Source organism: Microcoleus sp. Pol10D4 (assembly GCF_036701555.1).
Lineage (GTDB): Bacteria > Cyanobacteriota > Cyanobacteriia > Cyanobacteriales > Microcoleaceae > Microcoleus.
In genome coordinates this window covers 64,179-85,349 of sequence record NZ_JAUBRA010000024.1, presented here as the reverse complement: position 1 = coordinate 85,349, position 21,171 = coordinate 64,179, and the positions used below count along the sequence as shown (strand labels likewise).

17 protein-coding genes and 1 pseudogene are annotated in these 21,171 nt (G+C 45.0%); 9 read left to right on the top strand and 9 right to left on the bottom strand.

Features of this window, described 5'->3' with window-relative positions; genetic code table 11:
* Positions 1-53 precede the first annotated feature (53 nt).
* The gene (locus QUA36_RS31360; protein ID WP_445301437.1) at positions 54-278 is read right to left on the bottom strand and encodes an IS1/IS1595 family N-terminal zinc-binding domain-containing protein; all 225 of its coding nucleotides are present in this window, start codon (positions 276-278) and stop codon (positions 54-56) included.
* Between the two features lie 72 nt (positions 279-350).
* Between QUA36_RS31360 and QUA36_RS14535 the strand changes: the two are divergent.
* Positions 351-875 (top strand): annotated as a pseudogene (locus QUA36_RS14535) (transposase); the annotation flags it as partial.
* A 40-nt stretch (positions 876-915) separates the two neighbouring features.
* Here QUA36_RS14535 and QUA36_RS14530 read toward each other — a convergent pair.
* The 5 genes from QUA36_RS14530 to QUA36_RS14510 form a co-directional block, all read right to left on the bottom strand.
* Positions 916-1,089: a divalent metal cation transporter gene (locus tag QUA36_RS14530; RefSeq protein WP_333458185.1), complete on the bottom strand. Its 174-nt coding sequence runs from the start codon at positions 1,087-1,089 to the stop codon at positions 916-918.
* A gap of 58 nt (positions 1,090-1,147) precedes the next feature.
* Positions 1,148-2,068 carry a vitamin K epoxide reductase family protein gene (locus QUA36_RS14525; protein ID WP_333158895.1) on the bottom strand — a complete coding sequence of 307 codons (921 nt, stop codon included), beginning with the start codon at positions 2,066-2,068 and terminating at the stop codon, positions 1,148-1,150.
* Between the two features lie 70 nt (positions 2,069-2,138).
* Positions 2,139-4,115: a heavy metal translocating P-type ATPase gene (locus tag QUA36_RS14520; RefSeq protein ID WP_333458184.1), complete on the bottom strand. Its 1,977-nt coding sequence runs from the start codon at positions 4,113-4,115 to the stop codon at positions 2,139-2,141.
* Between the two features lie 217 nt (positions 4,116-4,332).
* The gene (locus QUA36_RS14515) at positions 4,333-4,767 is read right to left on the bottom strand and encodes a VOC family protein (RefSeq protein ID WP_333458183.1); all 435 of its coding nucleotides are present in this window, start codon (positions 4,765-4,767) and stop codon (positions 4,333-4,335) included.
* Positions 4,768-4,978: 211 nt separating this feature from the next.
* Positions 4,979-5,488 carry a TIGR02652 family protein gene (locus QUA36_RS14510; protein WP_006631343.1) on the bottom strand — a complete coding sequence of 170 codons (510 nt, stop codon included), beginning with the start codon at positions 5,486-5,488 and terminating at the stop codon, positions 4,979-4,981.
* 106 nt (positions 5,489-5,594) lie between these two features.
* Here QUA36_RS14510 and QUA36_RS14505 point away from each other — a divergent pair, with 106 nt between their 5' ends.
* The 4 genes from QUA36_RS14505 (at position 5,595) to QUA36_RS14490 (ending at position 11,209) form a co-directional block, all read left to right on the top strand.
* Positions 5,595-6,140 (top strand): gamma carbonic anhydrase family protein, encoded by a 546-nt coding sequence (locus QUA36_RS14505; protein WP_333458182.1) that lies wholly within the window; start codon positions 5,595-5,597, stop codon positions 6,138-6,140.
* A 41-nt stretch (positions 6,141-6,181) separates the two neighbouring features.
* Entirely contained in the window at positions 6,182-6,787 is a 606-nt protein-coding gene (locus QUA36_RS14500) for a Uma2 family endonuclease (RefSeq protein ID WP_333458181.1), read from the top strand.
* 210 nt (positions 6,788-6,997) lie between these two features.
* Positions 6,998-9,454 carry a GH116 family glycosyl hydrolase gene (locus QUA36_RS14495; protein WP_333458180.1) on the top strand — a complete coding sequence of 819 codons (2,457 nt, stop codon included), beginning with the start codon at positions 6,998-7,000 and terminating at the stop codon, positions 9,452-9,454.
* A 327-nt stretch (positions 9,455-9,781) separates the two neighbouring features.
* A complete protein-coding gene (locus tag QUA36_RS14490) occupies positions 9,782-11,209 on the top strand; it encodes a protein adenylyltransferase SelO family protein (RefSeq protein WP_333158884.1) in 1,428 nt (475 codons plus the stop codon).
* A gap of 101 nt (positions 11,210-11,310) precedes the next feature.
* Here QUA36_RS14490 and QUA36_RS14485 read toward each other — a convergent pair whose 3' ends face one another.
* Together QUA36_RS14485 and QUA36_RS14480 are read right to left on the bottom strand one after the other, a co-directional pair.
* Positions 11,311-13,725 (bottom strand): tetratricopeptide repeat protein, encoded by a 2,415-nt coding sequence (locus QUA36_RS14485; RefSeq protein WP_333458179.1) that lies wholly within the window; start codon positions 13,723-13,725, stop codon positions 11,311-11,313.
* Complete coding sequence (locus QUA36_RS14480) at positions 13,682-15,877, bottom strand: tetratricopeptide repeat protein (protein WP_333458178.1); 2,196 nt, start codon at positions 15,875-15,877, stop codon at positions 13,682-13,684. Before QUA36_RS14480 ends, QUA36_RS14485 begins: the two co-directional genes overlap by 44 nt.
* Positions 15,878-16,242: 365 nt before the next feature.
* Here QUA36_RS14480 and QUA36_RS14475 point away from each other — a divergent pair, with 365 nt between their 5' ends.
* Both QUA36_RS14475 and mnmE read left to right on the top strand, forming a co-directional pair.
* Positions 16,243-16,452: a hypothetical protein gene (locus QUA36_RS14475; protein WP_333369151.1), complete on the top strand. Its 210-nt coding sequence runs from the start codon at positions 16,243-16,245 to the stop codon at positions 16,450-16,452.
* Between the two features lie 50 nt (positions 16,453-16,502).
* Positions 16,503-17,888 (top strand): tRNA uridine-5-carboxymethylaminomethyl(34) synthesis GTPase MnmE, encoded by a 1,386-nt coding sequence (mnmE, locus tag QUA36_RS14470; protein ID WP_333458177.1) that lies wholly within the window; start codon positions 16,503-16,505, stop codon positions 17,886-17,888.
* A gap of 471 nt (positions 17,889-18,359) precedes the next feature.
* On the opposite strand, the gene QUA36_RS14465 is transcribed toward mnmE, so the two are convergent.
* A complete protein-coding gene (locus QUA36_RS14465) occupies positions 18,360-19,898 on the bottom strand; it encodes a SagB/ThcOx family dehydrogenase (protein ID WP_333458176.1) in 1,539 nt (512 codons plus the stop codon).
* A 227-nt stretch (positions 19,899-20,125) separates the two neighbouring features.
* On the opposite strand from QUA36_RS14465, the gene QUA36_RS14460 reads away from it, so the two are divergent.
* Positions 20,126-20,647 (top strand): pentapeptide repeat-containing protein, encoded by a 522-nt coding sequence (locus QUA36_RS14460; RefSeq protein ID WP_333158872.1) that lies wholly within the window; start codon positions 20,126-20,128, stop codon positions 20,645-20,647.
* A gap of 182 nt (positions 20,648-20,829) precedes the next feature.
* Positions 20,830-21,162, top strand: coding sequence for a hypothetical protein (locus QUA36_RS14455; RefSeq protein ID WP_333158870.1), 333 nt, complete (start codon positions 20,830-20,832; stop codon positions 21,160-21,162).
* Positions 21,163-21,171: the final 9 nt, after the last annotated feature.

Genomic DNA, 21,171 nt, shown 5'->3' with positions numbered 1-21,171 from the left:
TCGGATTAAGTTGATAATGCGGCAAGGGTATGGTTTTTCTAATTTTAATAATTTTAGGAATCGCGTATTAGCTTGCTGGTCTGATTAGATAAACTTATAACCATAAGTTCAGGAGAGGCCTCCTGTTGTTCTTTCGTAATAGCTTTCCACGCGGGATTTAGAACAAATTGACGACCACATTCTCGACATTTGTAGTTTTGTTTACCATGCCGAGTCTGACCGTTACGACTAACTTCTTCGCAGCCACAATTGGGGCAAGAATTAATTTCTACTGTCATATTAGCAATGGCAAACACTTCTCTCTAATAGTAGCTTAAGTTTACTCCATCCTTTCCTTCAGGGCACTACCCTGTTTTGAAGGATCTGTATTTTTAAACCGAATTATCTGGGATAGCTTTAACGAATCAGGGGACTTAAAAGCCCAAGTAGAAGCTTATTATAGATTCACAGGATATTATCCTGAATCAGTTCATGCGGATCGAATTTATCGTACAATAGAGAACGGAGCTTAGTGTCATGAAAAAGGAATTAGAATCCGTGGGCTAACCCTAGCAATACTCCCATCTCATGTCAGTAAATAGAACAAGAGGCAAGCGTTGAAATATGATAGCATTCGCAATGCTATTAAGGGCAAATTTGGGCTAGGAAAACGAAGATTTTGTCTCAATCGAGTGATGACAAAACTTGATAAGTTTTCACAAATAGCTATTGCTATTACTTTTTTAGTTATGAACCTTTCTACCTGGTGGCGTCGGGTTTTTTGTATGTTTTTATGTCTATTTGGAAAAAGAACACCTAATTTTGGGTAGGAGATAATCCCCAATTATAATTTGGGGCAGTTGGTACAGATAAAACTTATCTTTAGCAGAGCTTGAATATATCGATCGCTCTTGTTATTGATTTGCGATCGATTATTCACCAACCCCTATTTAATCCTACTATAATACTAGCCACTAACCAAGCTACCGCTTTCAGCCAAAATGGATTCACAAACTCTCCGATTAAGCGCTGGTTCGAGGTAAACATTACCCAGGGAATTACTGCAAAGGGTAATTGCAAACTGAGAATCTGTTGACTGAAAACCAGCAAATTAACCGAGATGCGTGCGATCGACTATGATGAGGTCGATCGCCAAAAATCACTCTTGTCACCGTTCCTGATTTGAGAGGTTTTTAAATTCGCGAGTTCCCTGATAACCTGATAAATCAGCTAACTCCTGCAAAGATTTTTGCCCTGGGTAAAACTTACCATTAATTTCCCAAGTAGGAGTACCCTGAATCTTGGCAGCTTCGCAAAGATCGCGGCGAGCATTTTTCCCTTGCGGATTGCACTCGATATAATTGAGAATGCGAGCCGCTTCTTTGCCAAAACTTTCCTTCTGTGCTTGACAGTGATCGCAAGTAAAAGAGCCGTACATTTTAGCTTCCACTCTTTTTAAATGTCGGGCTAAAGCAATTTCTGAAGTACCAGAGGATGTTGTGGTATTCATACTTGTTTCCTTAGCTGTACCGAGATTATTGACATCGGCATAAAGAGCCAGAGAGGAAATCAGGACTAACATAGACACCAGAATTCCTATAAAAAATAGTTGCCCGATATCATCCCATTCGCGACCGATTAATGCTAAGACAAACAAGGTAGTTGCAAACAAAGCAGACGCCACACAGTAAATACAAGCTACTTTGATATCAACAGCCAGTACATACATCAGATAGCCACTAAAAATCGTCATAGCCGTGCTACCAGCAAACAGAAATAGTCCCGTCCAAGACTCTAACTTAGAGCGGAGACTCTTCTGTTCTGCGGGATTAACAAGTAGGGGAGCTACGGCAAAAACTATCATGCTCAAATAGCCCAAAAAACCGAACAAAGAAAGAGGCAAACCAAAGACATAGGCATAGGGACTCGAAAGCACGATATCGCAGCCTTCGATCGGACAAACTGCCGTTCCGTTGGATAACTTGACCACTGTTAGATAGGCAGTAATCGCAGCCCCTATTGAGGCAATTCCTGCCGTGATGGGACGAGAATAGCGGTGAATCCAGGGCTGAGAACGTTGACGACGCATAGTATTTTTGACCTCAAAATGTATGTTTCAATTGTGGCGTAAGTTGGGCAAGGCCCGCCCTGCGAACACTCTATTTCAAAACTCTAGTCGCATTGAAAATAGCTGCTAAAGCTACCCCAACATCGGCAAAAACTGCCTCCCACATGGTAGCTAACCCAAAAGCACCCAAAGCAATAAATATGCCTTTAACTAACATGGCAAAAATGATATTTTGCCAGACAATATTGTGAGTTTTTCGGGCAATTTGGATTGCTTCAGCCACCTTTGACGGTGCATCTGACATAATTACAACATCGGCAGTTTCGATCGCCGCATCGGAGCCCAAACCCCCCATCGCTATGCCCACATCAGCCCTAGCAAGCACGGGTGCATCATTAATTCCATCCCCGACAAAAACAATTTTATCGCCTTTCCTAGATTCGCCGATTAGTTTTTCGATCGCCTCGACTTTTCCTTCGGGTAATAACTCGGCTAAATAGGAATCTAAACCGAGCTTTTTCGCAACACTATCGGCTACAGCTTGATTATCTCCTGTTAGCATCACGATGCGCTCAACACCTAATTTTTTGAGGTCGCGAATAGCCTGTACTGCGTCTTCCTTAAGCTCGTCAGCAATTAAAATGTAGCCAGCGTAGCTGTTGTCTACCGCTAAATGGACGACAGTACCTTCAGCATTGCAGACATCGTGAGCAATGTTTTCTCGGTGCAGCAAACGGTCATTTCCCGCAAGCACAATTTGATTATTTACTTTTGCTCGAATGCCATGTCCCGCTATTTCTTCGTAATCTTTAACATCCGATGAATCTATCTTTCCGCCGTAAGCTTCCATAATAGATTTCGCGACGGGGTGATTTGATTGAGATTCTACTTTAGCGGCTATTTCCATTAACGCTGCTTGGGCCAAACCATTTGTAGGCACAATTTGTGATACTTTAAACACTCCTTTAGTCAGAGTTCCTGTTTTGTCCAAAACAACTGTCTTGACTGCTGTCAGGGTATCTAGAAAAGTCGAGCCTTTAACCAAAATACCGCCCTTAGCTGCACCGCCAATTCCCCCAAAATATCCGAGAGGAATGCTAATCACCAATCCGCAAGGGCAGGAAATAACTAACAAGACTAGGGCGCGGTAAACCCATAAAAAGCGATCGGCATTAGTTGCTTCTGAAATGAACAAAGGCGGAATTAAAGCCACTGCTAGCGATGCAAATACTACAAAAGGCGTGTAGTAACTGGCAAATTTTGTGATAAATTTCTCAGTTTCAGCTTTTTTGCTTCTGGCATTTTCTACTAATTCCAGAATTCGGGAGATTGAAGATTCGCCGAAGAGTTTGGTAACTTTGACGGTGAGAACTCCTGTCTGGTTAATTGTTCCTGCTAAAACTGTTTCTCCAACTTTCACGGTTCGAGGTACAGATTCTCCAGTTAATGCAGATGTGTCAATCTGAGAATTGCCGTCTATAATTTCACCGTCTAAGGGAATTTTTTCTCCCGGTTTGACAAGGATAATATCGCCGACGGCTACGGTTTCTGGCGAAACTTTTTTGATGTCGCCGTTGTCCTTGAGGTTGGCATAATCTGGGCGAATTTCTAAAAGCGATCGGATCGATTGACGCGATCGCCCGATCGCAAATTCTTGAAAAAGTTCTCCGATTTTGAAAAACAACATCACACCGACTGCTTCAGGGAGTTTGTGAATAGCGACAGCGCCGAGTGTTGCTATAGTCATTAAGAAATTTTCATCAAAAAATCGACCTCGCAGAATATTGCGCCCCGCAATGGTTAAAACATTCCATCCGCTTAAAAGATAGGCTGGGATGAAAACCAGATATTCACCTATAGAATAGGGCGTGTTGTGGAGTTGTTCTTCAAAAATTAAACCTCCGATAAACAGTACAACAACCAATATCACAGGAATCAATTCTTGATTCAGGTTAAAATCTCCGTGGTCGTGGTTGTGGTCGTGTTCGTGGTTATGATTCTCATGGCTGCGATCGTGGTGGTAGTCGTGACTACAGCAGCCAGAATCGCTCGATTTGGCTTTTTGCATGGTTTTTCCTAGGTTTTTTCTGACAGATTATAGTATGAACAGATATTCATATTATAGAGTCAAAAATAAAATCTACTAGATTTTTAACTCAAAATCTAGTAGATTTTATAAAAATATTGTTAAGTTGGTAGGGAACATTATGAGGTATTAAGAATAATAACTATTCTCAGTTTCTGATTGAGAGAGAGAATGATTATCCATAGTCGTTAGTGATTAACTAATTAAGCCGCCGGATAAATTCTAAAGGCAAACCGTCTGTATCGGCAATAAAAGCTACTTCGTAAACATTTTGCCCGATCGCCTGTTGAGTCGGTTCTAATAAAACTTTCAAAGCTTGAAACTGGTTTGGTTGGTCTTTAGCAGCTTCCTCAAACCGCTGTTTCAGAGACTGCAACCAACTAGGTAAGTCAGTTGTCGCCTCAGTTAAATCGAAAGATAAATGATAATATCCAACATAATGCTCGTCTCCGAAAGCATCCGGTGCGGGTTTGGGTTCCGGGATTTGGATTAGTTCGATGCGTCCGTTGAGACCTTCCATCCAACAGGCTAGGGTGTAACCTGTAGTAAAGCGATCGCTCACAGTAAATCCCAACTGTTCGTAAAAGGCGATCGCCCGGTGAATGTTAGCAGTGCGAATCGAGGCGTGGTGCATTCAATTTTAGATTTTAGATTTTAGATTGGGGAATTGGGAATTGGGCATTGGGAATTGGGAATTGGGAATTGGGAATTGGGCATTGGGCATTGGGTATTAGGCATTAGGAATAGGAACTAACTAATGACTAATGACTACTGACTAATGACTACTGACTAATGACTACTGACTACTGACTACTGACTACTGACTACTGACTACTGACTAATAACTATTCAAACAACCGAAAATAGGGATATCTAATCGGAACTCCCGGCTCTTTTTCCAAATCAAAATTAATCACTTCCCAGCAAGGGTCTTCTTGAGGATCGGGGCTAAAATCCACAGGCAAACCGTACAGCCTCGGCCGTGGCGATTCCGACTGGCCGCGCCAAGGCGTGCTGCGTTCCAAATAAGCGCTGATTAAGTCGCGATAGCGTTGAGCAACGATCACGCGAGTTGCTCGGTAGCCTTGAGTATAGAGTCGATCGAGCGCTTCGTGAATTTCAAACCGAATCCCGTCCGGGTGCGTGTGCTGGCGATACCATTCATTCTCCCAGCGGCGCCAGTGCCGCCCAGACTGAAGGTGAACCAGTTCCCCCGTTTTTGGATCTGCCTCAAATGCCCCGTGACGCGGACACAAATAGGTATCCGTTAGCGTTAAAGCCGGAATTGTTTGGCGACAGTGGGGACACTGAATTTCCGGGCCAAACATCGGGTATTGCAAGGCAACTTCAATCATTTATTTGCGTCCCAGCATATTTTCTCTGCAAAAGTGCCAAATACTTTTATTATATCCCGTATCAACAACCAGCTAATCTGCTAGAAGTATAACGATCGACCAACAAATGAGCAATCTCAACGAATCTCTGCCTGCACTTTCTTCCTATTGGCCCTTGCCTGATCTATCCCAAGCGGCTTTTGTCGCTGAAGGCGCTGTTGTCATCGGCAGGGTAGAGGTGGCTGCGGGCGCTAGTATCTGGTACGGGGCGGTGGTGCGGGCGGATGTAGAGCGAATTGCGATCGGCTCAAGTACCAATATCCAAGATGGAGCAATTCTGCACGGCGATCCGGGGAAACCGACTGTTTTGGAAGATTTCGTGACAGTCGGACACCGAGCGGTGATTCACTCAGCTTACATTGAACGGGGCTGCCTGATCGGGATTGGGGCGATCGTCCTGAACGGAGTGAGGGTGGGAACAGGCTCTATCGTCGGTGCAGGGGCTGTTGTCACCAAGGACGTTCCCCCTCACACGCTAGTTGCGGGAGTGCCTGCCAAACGCCTGCGGGATGTCTCTGAGGAAGAAGCAGCCGAGTTGGTGGAACACGCTAAGCATTACGAAAAGTTGGCTCTGGTTCACGCGGGGAAAGGTTCTGATTTAGGATTTGGTTAGTTGATAGAATAAGATTTTAAGCAAAAAACTATTAGTTTCCAATGGCTTACACCGCGCCCAAAATCCTAACTTTTGAAACATTCCTCGATCGATATTGTGACAACTTCCGCTACGAGCTCGCTGACGGAGAATTAGTTGACAGGTCACCCACAGGCCCACACGAAACCGTCAGCGGTAAATTAGCAACTCAAATCGGCATCGCCATCGCAGCCGAAAAACTACCTTGGTTCATTCCCCGCACTTGTTTGATCCGTCCATTCTCAGATGCAGCTACTGCCCGCCGTCCCGATATTGTCGTGTTAGATGAAACTGCTATTGTCAGCGAACCTCTTTGGGAAAGAGAACCTGTGATTACGCTGGGACGATCTATTAAATTAGTGGTAGAAGTCGTCAGCACTAACTGGGAAATAGATTACGCCAGAAAAGTTGAAGAATATGCTATTTTAGGGATTCCAGAATATTGGATAGTTGATTATCGCGGATTGGGGGGTGTGGCTTTTATCGGTAAACCCAAACAACCTACTATCACCGTTTGCCAACTAATTGACCAAGATTACAGTCAGCAACAATTTCGCCTTGGTCAACCGATTATTTCTCCTCTGTTAAAGACATGGCAAATTCGCCTAGATGATATTCTTCCCCGTTAGGCGATCGCCCAAACCATTTTAGATTTTAGATTTTAGATTTTAGATTTTAGATTGGAAAATTGATTAATCCGGCAGCCATGAACGCAATTACTTTTAGCCAACAATCAACCGTCAAGAATCTTCGGAAATATCGGTATTGGTTCGAGCGATAAAAGTTTAAAATAAAATAAAAAAAATTGTAAAGCTCGATCGAGCGCTAAGATTAATCACATGAATAACGATCGCACATCCAATCCAAACATCCCCCCCCACACCTGGAAACGTCCCATCGGCCTCGGTTGGGAGAATCCCTATACAGTCCGCTACGCAAGCAATCTCGACGACGGCCCCTGGCACGGAATGCCTCTGGGCGGGTTCGGTGCCGGCTGCATCGGGCGATCGTCCCGTGGCGACTTCAACCTCTGGCACATTGACGGCGGCGAGCACATTTTTCGCAGTTTGCCAGCTTGTCAGTTCAGTGTTTTTGAAGAAACTCAAGGTAAGAAACAAGCTTTTGCACTGTCCACTGAACCGCCTACCGATGGCAGTTTATCTAGTTGGAAATGGTATCCATCGGAAGGAAGAAGGAAGAAGGAAGAAGGAAGAAGGGAAGAAGAAGAAAGAACCGGGGAAGAGTCTAATTCTTCGGGGACTTATCATGCTTTGTATCCGCGCAGTTGGTTTGTTTACGAAAATGTGTTTGAGGCTCAATTAAGCTGCGAGCAATTTTCGCCAATTTTGCCGAACAATTATCAGGAAAGCAGTTACCCAGTTGCCATGTTTGAATGGGTGGCGCACAATCCTACAGATGCGCCGATCACTCTCAGCATCATGCTGACTTGGGAGAATATTGTTGGTTGGTTTACTAATGCCAACAAGTCACCGAAAGTGATGGTGCGAGATGATGGTAGTCCATTTTATGACTATCAACCCCGGTGGGGAGAAAGTGCTGGAAATTTGAATTTGTTGGTGGAAGATTTTCACCGCATCGGTTGCGTGATGACGCGGTTGACTGCTGAGGACGAACCGCAAGAGGGGGATGGACAATGGGCGATCGCAACTATTACTAATCCGGCGGTAGAAGTATTCTATCAAACTCGTTGGAACCCGGCGGGGAACGGTGACGATATTTGGCGCAACTTTTCTGCAGAAGGTTTCTTGTTGGATGACAAAGACGAGACAGCCGCAGCCGCAGGAGAACAGTTGGCTTGTGCGATCGCAGTTCGCTTTACTATTAGACCGGGAAAAACTCGCAAAATTCCCTTTATTATAGCTTGGGATTTGCCCGTTACTGAGTTTGCATCGGGAGTTTGGTACTACCGCCGCTATACTGATTTCTTCGGCCGCAACGGCAAAAATGCTTGGCCGATTATTCGCACTGCAATGAAGCATTCCGATACTTGGCGCGAAAATATCGAAGCTTGGCAAAAACCCATTTTAGAACGGAAAGATTTGTCAGATAGTTTTAAAATGGCGCTGTTTAACGAGTTATACGCCCTGACAGACGGCGGTACTCTGTGGAGTGCGGCTGACGAACGCGATCCCAAGGGTCAATTTGCAGTTTTGGAGTGCATTGATTATCGCTGGTACGAAAGTTTGGACGTGCGGCTTTACGGTTCTTTTGCTTTGTTGATGCTGTGGCCGGATTTGGAAAAGTCGGTGGTTTTAGCGTTCGCTAGGGCAATTTCAGCCGGAGACGATACGCCGAGAATTATTGGCTGGAATCAAGCTTCGGCTATTAGAAAAGCTGTCGGTGCGACGCCGCACGATTTGGGTGCTCCTAACGAACATCCTTGGGAGAAAACGAATTATACTAGCTATCAAGATTGCAATTTGTGGAAAGATTTGCCTTGCGATTTTGTGTTGCAGGTTTATAGGGATTTCCTGTTGACTGGTGGCACAGATTGTGAGTTTCTGCAAGAGTGTTGGCCGGCAATTGTTGAGGCTTTGGCTTATCTGAAAACTTTTGATGAGGATGGGGACGGAATTCCTGAGAATTCAGGAGCACCGGATCAGACGTTTGATGACTGGCAAATGCGGGGAATCAGTGCGTATTGCGGGGGTTTGTGGTTGGCGGCGCTGGAGGCTGCGATCGCGATCGGCGAAATCTTGGAAGATGCAGCACCGGAGATAATTCCTAACCCTCAAACAAAGATAGCATTATATCACAGTTGGCTGTTACAAGCCAGACCGAGCTATCAAGAAAAACTTTGGAACGGTCAATATTACCGTTTGGACAGCGAGAGTAATTCCGAAGTGGTGATGACCGACCAACTGTGCGGTCAATTTTACGCGAAGCTGTTAGGATTACCGGATATTGTGCCACCGGAATGTGCAGCCAGTGCTCTAGAAACTGTGTACGATTCTTGCTTTTTGAAGTTCAACGATGGCGAGTTCGGTGCGGCAAATGGAGTGATGCTGAATGGTTCGCCGGAAAATCCCAATGCGACTCATCCTTTGGAAGTTTGGACGGGGATTAATTTTGGGTTGGCGGCTTTTTTGGTACAGATGGGGATGGAGGAGAAAGCTTTTAAATTGACGGATGCTGTGGTGAAGCAGATTTATGAAAATGGGTTGCAGTTTCGCACGCCGGAAGCGATTACGGCGGGGGGAACTTTTCGGGCGAGTCACTATTTGCGGGCGATGGCAATTTGGGCGATTTACGGGGTGTTGACCAATTTTAAATAGGGAAAAAGGTATATTAGCTGGTGCATCCCCCCTAAAATTTTAAAGTTTAAGCCTTCAACCCCATTTTTAACAAAGAAAACGGTTAATTTAACTATCAATAAAATTGACCGTAAAATTTTTCTTATGCGAGGAAGACATTAATGTTTCATGGTCAAATTTTAGGATAGCTAAATTTTGAGTATGAAACAGCCCTCGGAAGCAAGGGGATCGAACTCGGCTATAAACAAGAGAGAAAAAGGGTTTGAGGCGATTGTTGACACCAATGCAGTACGCACCTTACCCGTATATAATTTGGAGTGATAGCCAATTTCAAGATAAAATAGAAAAATGTCAAATCCTTTGCTTTCCCTCAACTACGAACCCGCGATAGAATCCCTCGGCGGCGACTATTTCGATGAAGTCCCTGCGGCCGATTTTCCGCAGCACATCCTGCGTTTCCGCAATGACAAATTATTGCCGACATTGGGTTTAGACCCCGCACAAGTAACCGACCAACATTTTATCGAAGCGTTCGGCGAATTTCATTGTGTCCGTCCCTTTCTCGCACTCCGTTACCACGGCTATCAATTCAACGAATACAACCCGAATTTAGGCGACGGTAGAGGCTTTTTGTACGGTCAAGTTCGCGGGACTGACGGCAGACTTTACGACTTCGGCACGAAAGGTTCCGGCCGCACGCCCTACTCGCGGCACGCTGATGGTAGACTCACTCTCAAAGGGGGAATTCGCGAAGTTTTAGCCGCCGAAGCTTTGCACAGGTTGGGAGTTAGGACATCCCGCTGTTTTAGTTTAGTTGAAACGGGCGAGGCTTTGTGGCGGGGTGACGAACCATCACCGACGCGATCGTCCGTAATGGTGCGTTTCAGTCATTCTCACATCCGGTTTGGAACTTTTGAAAGATTGCACTATATCCGCAGACCTGATTTAACTAAAAAACTTTTAGATTTTGTTATTGAATATTACTATCCTGAACTGCATTTAGAAGCAAGTAATGCGGGTGTGTCGCCTGCCGAAAAATATGCGCTATTTTATGCAGATTTAGTCAAGCGAGTAGCTGAATTAGTCGCTCAATGGATGGCAGCAGGATTTTGCCACGCCGTGCTAAATACTGATAATATGTCGATTACTGGAGAAAGTTTCGATTACGGGCCTTTCGCTTTTATCCCAACTTACAAGCCGGAATTTACAGCAGCTTATTTCGACCATTACGGTCTTTATTGTTACGGCAATCAACCGTTTATTTGTAAGGGAAATTTAGAGAAGCTCCAGCAACCGCTAGCAGCCGCGATTCCTCAAGCTGATATGGATGCGGGTTTGGCAAAGTTTGGCGATTATTATAATGCAGCTTATCGGCAGTTGATGCTAAATAGATTGGGATTTGAGGATTTGCCAGAGGCTGAGGGAGATGAGTTGTTGAAGGTGACAATTAAAATGCTGGCGGAGTCTCAAGTCGGCTATCAGGATTTCTTTTTTGAATTGCGAAGACAGTTTGATCGCACTTGGCGAGATGATGCTAGTCTAATTTTTGCTGAGGCGGAACCGGCGGACTTGATAGCACCTTGGCGACAGTTTTATTATCACGTTTTGCAAAGTTTGTCTACGGATGATATGGATCAAATGGCGGACAGGTTGCGGAAGCACAATCCCGAACAATCGCTCTTGAGACCGACAATTGAGGCTGTTTGGGAACCCATAGCTATTGAGGATAATTGGGAACCGTTTTATGAATTGGTTAAACGACTTCAAAATTCTTAAAAGGAATTGGGCATGGGGCATTGTTGACTGTTGACTGTTGACTGTTGACTGTTGACTGATGACTAACAACTAGCAACTGACAACTGACAACTGACAACTGACTACTTGAGCTTCTCAATCTCAAATTGTGCATCTTTGTAACCGCCAGTAAGTCCTTGATCGAGAAACATTTTGCCGGCTTTTTCTAAATCGCTAATTGCTCCTGCTTTGTCTCCCAATGAGCGACGAACCATGCCTCTACCGTAGTAAGCAGCAGCATAATTCGGGCTGATCCGAATAGCTTGCACGTAATCTGCGATCGCACTATTGTAATTCTTTAACTCCTGATAAATCTTAGCCCGATTGGCGTAAGCTTCCGCATTGTTGGGATTGAACCCGATTGCTGCTGTAAAATCTGCGATCGCACCCTGGGCGTCACCCCCTGCGCTGCGAGCTAAACCACGATTGTTAAAAGCATTAAAATCATTCGGATTCACTGTCAGCGCTTGAGTGCAATCGGCAATTGCTTTCGGATAATCCTTCAAATTTAAATAAGCAATGCAGCGATTGTTGTAAGGAACCCCATCCTCATCGCTCAGCGAAATTGCCTGAGTGCAATCGTCAATTGCCGCTTGATGCGCTCCCAAATTCAACTGCGTGCTACAACGATTAGCGTAAGCATCTGCACTCTTGGGATCGATCGCAATTACCTGAGAATAATCCGCCAAAGCTCCCTGATAATCTCCTAGGTGAAAGCGAGCTCTCCCCCGACTGTAAAAAGCATCAACATTCTTAGCATCAAGTTTAATTGCCTCAGTATAATCTCCAATCGCCCCCTGCAAATCTCCGCTCCCAGCACGAGCCAACCCCCGCGAATGATAAGCTTTAACAAGCTTCGGCTGCAACCGAATTACTTCGGTAAAATCCTGAATAGCCGCCTTGTAATCTTGCATTTCTAAATAAGCAACTCCTCTTTCATAATATGTATCAGCATCCCTGGGCTGGAGATTCAAAGCTTGAGTGTAATCCTCAATCGCCCCACGCTTGTCGTTAAAATCGTGACGGGCTAGGCCACGGTTAAAATAAGCCTGAACATATTTAGGATTGAGAGCGATGGCCTGAGAATAATCCGCAATTGCTTCTTGATACTTTTGTAAATCATAATTAGCATTACCGCGCTGGTAAAAACTTTCAGCATTTTTAGGATTCAATTGAATTGACTTATTAAAAGCCTGCAAAGCTGCATCCGCATCTTGATTGCGAGACTTTTCCACTCCCTCTTCGTAATATTCCTTAGCTTTAATCGGATTCGGGCGGCTCCAATAACTAAACAGAAATATCAGAACTATTGCCACCCCGACGCCCGCCAAAACCAGCAACCAAAATCTACTTCCCAAACGTGACGAAAAACTATCAGAAGAAACTAAGGTGGGAGCCATACTTTTCTTGTGAGCCGGATTCATCGGCTCTTGGCGGTGTCTCAACTTGCTGAGAGCTACCAAAACTTCTTCCGCAGATTGATAGCGCTTGGCAAATTGGTGACAGACCATTTTGTCAATTATATTGGCTAATCCCACAGAACATTGAGCTCGGTTTCGCCAAACAATTTCCCCCGTATGAGAAGGACTCGGATCTTGCAATTTTGGCAAATCCGTACCGGGTAAACCAGTGATAGCTTGGACTGCCATCATCCCGACTGCATAGAGGTCACTGCTAAATTGCGGGTTGCCTTGAAATTGTTCGATCGGCATATAAGCCGGAGTTCCAGTAGCAATGGTGCGCGGAAATTCTGTATCGTACTCGCTGACGTGACTGGCAACTTCTTTAACCGAACCGAAGTCAATTAAAACTAATTTGCCGTCTGGTTTGCGGCGGATTAAGTTGGAGGGATTAACATCGCGGTGAATCACTCCCTGAGAGTGTACGAAAGCGAGAACTTGTAACACTTCTTGCAACAGATCCAGCACTCGTTCTTCTCGCCAAGGTTGACCGGCCACAATTTCCCTATTTAGGGCGTGTCCGGGGACAAACTCTTCGACGAGGTAGAATTGATTGGCTTCTTCAAAATAAGCTAGTAAAAATGGAATTTGATCGTGTTTCCCCAGCTTTTCTAATATTTCTGCTTCTTGTTTAAATAAGCGATAAGCTGTTTTGAGAACTGTGGAAGTGTTGCTGGGAGGGCGCAGTTGTTTGACTACACATTGAGGATGGCCCGGCCGGCGAGTATCGACAGCTAAATAAGTTTGTCCAAAAGCTCCTGAACTGAGAATTTGCACTACGCGATAACGCCTGTCTAAAAGTTGACCAACCATGTTCATATCGATAATTGGGAATTGGTAATTGGGAATTGGTAACGGGGAATTGGTAACGGGGAGTTGGTAACGGGGAGTTGGTAACGGGGAGTTGGTAATTTGACCTTCTTCCTTCTTCCTTCTTCCTTCTTCCTTCTTCCTTTTTTCTTCTTTTTTTAACATCTGAATCGTGACTAATAGTTTATTTAGAGTCGTTGATTTGTGATTGTGCGTTTTGGAAACCATCGGCTCTTCCTTGTTCTAGAAACAAGGTTGCAGCTTTCTGAAAATCTTCGATCGCCCCAGCACGGTCTTTGAGTTGGCGGCGGACGAGGCCTCTGCTGTAAAAAGCGCTAGCATTGTTGGGGTTGAGCCGCAGCGAGTGAGCGAAATCCTCAACCGCTAAAGGGTAATTTTTTAGTTCTGAGTAAATAGTACCGCGATTGCTGTATGCTACTGCATCGCTGGGATTGAGGCGAATTGCTTGAGTAAAATCTTCTAAAGCTCCCTGCTTGTCTCCCGAAGCCGATCGAGCTAATCCTCGATTGCTGTATGCTTTGGGATTGTTGCCGTTGAGTCCGATCGTCAAACTGCAATCTTCGCTAGCCTTTTGAAATTGTTTTAAATTCAGATAAGCAATGCAGCGGTTGTTGTAAGCTGCTTCATCTTTTGGAGCAAGGCGAATTCCTTCGGTGCAATCTGCAATCGCTTTGTCGTAGGTGGCCAAATTCAAGTAAGCGCTGCACCGATTGGTATAAGCGTCAGCGAGATCTGGTTGCAATTCGATCGCCTTAGTATAATCTTCCATCGCTCCTTGATAATCTGCCAGATTAAACCGCGATCGACCACGACTGTAGTATACGCCAGCTTGTTTGGGACTAATTTGAATGGCTTGAGTAAAATCTGCCATTGCTCCTGTTTTGTCGCCTGCAGCCGATCGAGCTAAACCCCGATTGCTGTAAGCTGTAGCATCGTTGGGACTGAGCCGAATTGCTTGAGTGTAGTCTTCTATTGCTGTGCGGTAGTCGCCCAAATCGTAGTAGGCTAAACCCCGCTGAGAGTATGCCTCACCGTCGCTGGGATTGAGTCGCACTACTTGAGTGAAATCTTCCACTGCCCCCCGCTTGTCCCCGATGTCGAGGCGGGCCATACCTCGATTGTAGAGAGCTTTGGTGTGGCTAGGATTGACTTTAATTGCTTGCGTGTAATCCTGTATTGCTTGCTCGGTTGCCCCCATGTCATAGCGAGCGTTTGCCCGCTTGTAGTAAGTTTCCGCATCGGTGGCATTCATGGCGATCGCTTGAGTATAATCGGCGATCGCGCCTGTTGTGTCACCTTGCTGCGCCTTGGTAACGCCGCGCGCTAACAATTCTTTTGCCCTCGCCGGACTTTGACTCTGCCAAAAGTAAATTATGACAGCAGTCAAGATTAAAGCTGCCGCTGTTGCAGCCAATAGCAGCAGTTTGGTTTGGCTTTGTCTTCGCGGTTGACTCATAGCGTCCGTGATGATTGTGGCTGGCGGCGGCTCAACCTCCAATTTTACGGCGATTTGTTTGAGGTCTGCTAAAACTTCGGCGGCCTCCTGATAACGTTCCTCGCAGTCAGGCCGCACCATTCGATCGATAATATCTGCTAGGGCTGCCGAACAAGTTGTCCGGTTTCGCCAGGAAATTTCGTTGTTGTTTTTTAAGGCACTCAGTTCGTTGGGTGAGAGTCCGGTGACAGCAATCTGGGCGATCGTACCTAGAGCGTAGATGTCGCTATTGTAACGGGGGTTGCCGCTCAATTGCTCGATCGGCACGTATAACTCCTGGGTCACCAAATCCTGTTTTTTTGCCACAGGCCGTTTAACAGAGTTTGGGGAAGTTTGCGACAACAAATGACAGTTAGCAAGTTCCGGGTTAATTTCTTTGTCTAAGCTAAAGTCTACCAATACAAATTTGCCGTCTGACTCGCGCCGGATCGCTCTGTCTGGTTGAATTCTGCGGTGAATAAAACCCTTCTCGTGGATGAACACCAAAATTTCTAATATTTCTGATAGCAGATTAATTACTTGGTCTTCATCCCAAGGTTGACCGGGTATTAGTTCTTGACTTAAAGGTAATCCCGCAATAAATTCTTCAATTAAGTATAAACTTTGATTTTCCTCAAAATACGCCAATAATTCCGGGATTTTGTCGTGTTTTCCCAATTTTTCAATTATTTCTGCGTTTCTTTGAAATAAAACTTTGACTAATTCTGGAGTTTGCGAACTTGTGCCGGGTAGCCGCATTTCTCTAACCGTGCATTGCGGATACCCGGGACGGTGAGTATCTGCTGCTAGATAAGTTTTTCCCACCTCACTTGAGTCTGTGACTTTAATGATGCGGTAACGTCTGTCTAGAAGTTGACCAATCATGCTTTGCCCTCTACCCTATCAATTTTCCATTATCGCATAAAATCAGAATAGCCAAAATATTTGGCTGAGTAATTTAAGTTCGATCGAACCCTGACTCCTACCCAAAAACGGATAGTTGCTTTCCGACAGGAGTCGTTAGCCTCCCAAAATTTTAGACACCAGTTCAAGCTACCCGATTCATTTGTGGAGTCAATCTAAAATCTAAAATCTAAAATCGACTGACTGGACAAACGGGCGATCGGATTGGCTAGCCAAGTCCAGTGCGGTGACCACGCTCTTCTAATATCTTAGGAAAAAAATGCTGAAATTGTTTATCCTCTCAATGAAAACTGTATAATTTAACAACCGGGGCGGAGGTGACTCAAATGAAAGTACAACTGGTTGAATCCCTAATTCAATTTATCCTGTCTCTCGAAGCCTGCGAGCAATTAGCGATCGCAGGAAAAAGATTAAAAAATCTCCCTTGCCCTGTGACTCAGAAACTCGTGCAGCTTGCCCAAAAGGGCGGGAATTTAATTTTTTTGAATGACGAACTAGAGATTTATACTCTCGAATACCGAGAAGCAATTGCCTGATACTCAAAAACAGGAGATTGAGAGAACTTTTAAATGTGTGAACAATAAAAATGTCTGAATCATTAACCAAAGGAGGAACGATCGCAGCGATCGCCACTGCCATAGTTCCCCAACAAGGCAGCGTCGGCATTGTGCGAGTTTCCGGTTCCGCAGCCTTAAAAATTGCCGAAACTCTGTTTTGCGCCCCAGGAAGGCAAATTTGGGAGTCTCACCGCATTCTTTACGGCCACATCCGTCGCCCCAAAACTCAAGAATTAGTCGATGAAGCTTTGCTGCTAATCATGAAAGCGCCGCGTTCTTTTACTCGCGAAGATGTGGTGGAATTTCACTGTCATGGCGGTATTATGGCCGTGCAGCAAGTCTTGCAATTGTGTTTGGAACATGGGGCGAGATTGGCGCAACCTGGAGAGTTTTCGCTGCGGGCTTTTTTGAACGGGAGGCTCGATTTAACTCAAGCTGAAAGTATCTCAGATTTGGTGGGAGCAAAATCGCCCGCTGCTGCACAAAGTGCTTTGGCCGGTTTGCAGGGAAAATTAGCGCAGCCAATTCGCAAATTGAGAACAACTTGTTTGGATGTGCTGGCAGAAATTGAGGCAAGAATTGATTTTGAGGAAGATTTGCCGCCTTTAGATGAAGCTAAAACTTCTTTGGAAATAAATCATGTTTTGGAGGAATTGTCAACAATTTTGGCGACTGCCGATCGTGGAGAATTGTTGAGAAGTGGTTTGAAAGTAGCGATTGTTGGGCGACCGAATGTGGGCAAATCGAGTTTGCTGAATGCGTGGAGTAAGAGCGATCGGGCGATCGTCACGGATTTGCCCGGTACGACGCGGGATGTGGTAGAGTCGCAGCTAGTTGTGGGCGGCATTCCGGTGCAGGTTCTCGATACTGCGGGCATTCGAGAAACCGAAGACAAGGTAGAAAAAATTGGCGTTGAGCGATCGCGCGCCGCAGCAAAACAAGCCGATTTAGTGTTGTTGACAATTGACGCGCAATCGGGCTGGACAGAGGAAGATTCGGAAATTTACGAACAAGTAAAGCACCGCCAGCTAATTATAATTATCAACAAAATCGACCTAGTAAAAATAATTCCTGAATTACCTTTTTCCCCTGAAGTTCACCCAATAGTTACCGCAGCAGCAGCCCTCGATCGAGGCATAGAAGACTTAGAAACAGCAATTTTAGATGCTGTCAGCGGGGGAAATTTGCAAGCAGCAAACTCAGACTTAGCAATCAACCAGCGACAAGCAGCGGCGTTAACCAAAGCTAAAATTTCTCTGGAACAGTGCACAGATACTATGAGCAATAAATTGCCTTTAGATTTCTGGACAATAGATTTGCGCGGTGCAATTCAAGCATTGGGGGAAGTTACGGGCGAAGAAGTTACAGAATCAGTGCTCGACAGAATATTTAGTAGGTTTTGTATTGGGAAATAGTAATAGGAAAAGATTAAATTAAAGAGGTAAGCTGTCTCGCATTTAAGTTGTATTTTTAGGGCGGGCGGGACGCCCAACCCCTACTCCCCACAATAATTTCACTCTTTGTGGAACACCGAATTTCACTGTTTGTGGAACAGGCATCTTGCCTGTTCTGTTGTATTTTTAGGGTGGGCGGGACGCCCAACCCCTACTCCCTACAATAATTTCACTAAGAGTGAAACACCGAATTTCACTGTTTGTGGAACAGGCATCTTGCCTGTTCTGTTGTATTTTTAGGGCGGGCGGGACGCCCACTCCACAATAATTTCACTAAGAGTGAAACACCGAATTTCACTCTTTGTGGAACAGGCATCTTGCCTGTTCTGGAGAATGGTTTAAGATGTTAATTTCATCAAACTTGACTGTAAAATTTAGATGCGCCTGGGCTTAGTGAAGCAATACTACTGACAAATAACAACTAACTTATTGTCACGATCGAGGTCTGCCCAGACTTGTAATATAAAGCACAGCCTCACCCGCAGGAATACCGAGAACGTCATTGACGCGATCGTCAAAAAAGCCCCCAATCCCGCTGACACCCAAACGCAGTTGCATAGCTGCTAAGTTCAACCTTTGGCCCAAATGACCCGCGTCCATGTGCAAATAGCGGTAAACTCGATCGCCATATTTTGCTACAGCCCTGTTCAAATCCGCCGTGTGAAACAACAGCGCCCCCGCATCTCTGCCCAAGTCTTGCCCCAAACACAAAAAATGCAGTTCCCTGCGGAAATTTTTAAACCGAATTTGCCGCAATTCTTGAGCTTTCGGAGCATAATAATAACAGCCTTCTTCTAATCCATTCACTCCCGAAACAGCAATAAAAGTCTCAATCAAGCTTAAATCGAAATAGTCTGGATAACCGTCTAATCCTTGGTCGATATAGTGCTGCGGCTGGTAAGTAAAATCGAGCATAGCTAGCAGTTCGCCCAAGCTCAAAGAAGCACCTGTATAAGCACGGGTAGAACGCCTTTTGAGCATAGTGTTTTCTAAAGTTTCCAGGTTCACTCCCCAAGGAATCGAAGGAGTGACCGTCGAAACTTTAGTACAAAAGGGAAAGTTGTATTTATCTTCTAATTCCCCTTCACTTTCATCAAGTTTCCAGCCATCCGATCCGGTAGGGTCTGATTCTAAATGCGTGGCTTTGTGGAGGTATTTTAACAGTTGACCTTCGGTAATTTTCGGGTAATCTGTGGTGGTGTTTCCGGGCAAAGCTGTTTTAAATTTAGGCAAGTTTTGGTCAATATCTAGCAAGTCGGCTAAAGCAACTACACAAATCGCTCCTTCTTGCTCCGAGTCGATGTACAGTAATTCATTGACAGCTTCGTCGGCGAATCCTCCAATCAGGTGAGGTCGGTAATCGTTGACGGCGCAAGCTAACTCGATATTGCTCAATAAATGACCGGTGTCTAGAAAAATTCGCCGATAAGCTCGGTCTTCGTAACGCCAAGAAGAACGGAAAAAAACAGTGGTGATAGCGATCGCCAATTGGGTATTTTCTAGCGCTGGCGACTGGAAACAAGCTGCTTGCAAGGTCGGCCAAACTTGACTGTCCCAAAAATGAACAAGTGAATGAGTTCTGCACTGATAGTTGTAGAGCCCGGCCGGCAACTGGGCAGTGCCACGGGAGATTAAATAAACCTCTGCAGGGTAGAGTCCACCCGCCGACGGTGCAGATCGCAAATACAGGTAGCTGTCGTCTACCGTCTGCACTTTCGCCGTCAAGCCGTAGCTGCACAGCAACAAGCTAGATAACCGATGCCACCAAGCGGCATCGGGATCGGGATCGGCATCCTCCGAGGGGTCTTTTAGATAAGGCTTGAGGTCAAAATACGCTCCAATTTTATATTCTTTGAAAGGCACAGGTTGCTCTGTCCAATCTAGCTGTCTACTTTTAGCAGCAATGGTTTCAGGGTCGTATTTTGTCCGTTCGTGGTAGTGCTGAGCAATGGAGAGAGGAAGTTCTGGCATATTTCAGTAGAGGATTGACTTTGGTTTCTCGATCGATCTTGACATTACTAACCGTTTAATGGTTGAGCAAGGCAGAAATTTACAAATATAAAAAAAATCTTAGAAAAAATGCGACTGTTGTTACACAAGCTTAACATAATAAGAGACATAAGTATAAATACGCAGAATAATAACCATTAATTACTGTTATGGATTGGCTGCAGTAGCTGTCGTCATGAGGAATGAAAATGCAAAAGCTAAGCGCTGAGGAATTGCTTGCTCAGTATGCTGAGGGCCAGCGAAACTTTAACGCCGTTGACTTAAGTGAACATAACTTGTTTCAAGCAGATTTGACAGAAATAAATCTTTCTGGTAGCGTTCTGAGGCGAGCTTATTTGCCCTACGGAAATTTGACTCAAGCCAATCTTTATAAAACCGATTTGCAAGATGCTGAATTGGGCGACATTCAACTTTATCAAGCTAACTTGTCAGAAGCAACTTTATCCAGAGCAAACTTATCAAGAGCAAATTTGCGTCACGCCAATTTGCAAGGTGCGAATTTGCAGAAAGCTAATTTGCAAGGTGCGGATTTGTACAATGCAGATTTGAGATATGCCGATTTGAGATATGCGGATTTGAGCCGAGCTAATTTGGAGAAAGCAAAGTTAAGCAAAGCTCAATTAGCCGGCTGTAACTTATTTCGATCGCGCTTGGTTGATTTGTCGGAAGCGGAGTGCGATCGCACTACTATCGGGCCCGAAGGCTATTGATGATTTGCAGTGGCTAGTCTAGGGCGTAGGGCGATCGGCTAATTAAGCGGATCGCTATTTTTAAAATTTCTTAACATTTCTCGACACGCGGGAAAATGTGAGTTACAGTCGTAGAGAACTTATCGCTCCGCAACATAGACAATAAATAACACATTTTTCCAGCGGAAAACAGGCTAAAATTTATGAATTCTCCTGACAACAAATCCCGAGAACTCCGGCGCAAAGAACAAGAACTGCGGAAGCGCGAACAAGAAATTCGGCTCCGCGAACTAGAAGCCGAAATTGACCGCTCAGTGCCAGAACATCTAACAAGCAAGTACCAAGAACCAGACAGCAAAGTTAACAGCAAACTCAAACAGTGGCGCCGAAAAATTATAGCAGTGACTCAATTTACAGGCATTGTAATTGCTGTTATCGTTGCAGTTCGCATAGCATCTTGGCTGGCAGCGGCGCTGATAGTGGGAGGCATTGCTTTCATAGCTTACAAAATGTTTATTGAAGAAGACAAAAGTTGAGAATTTCAA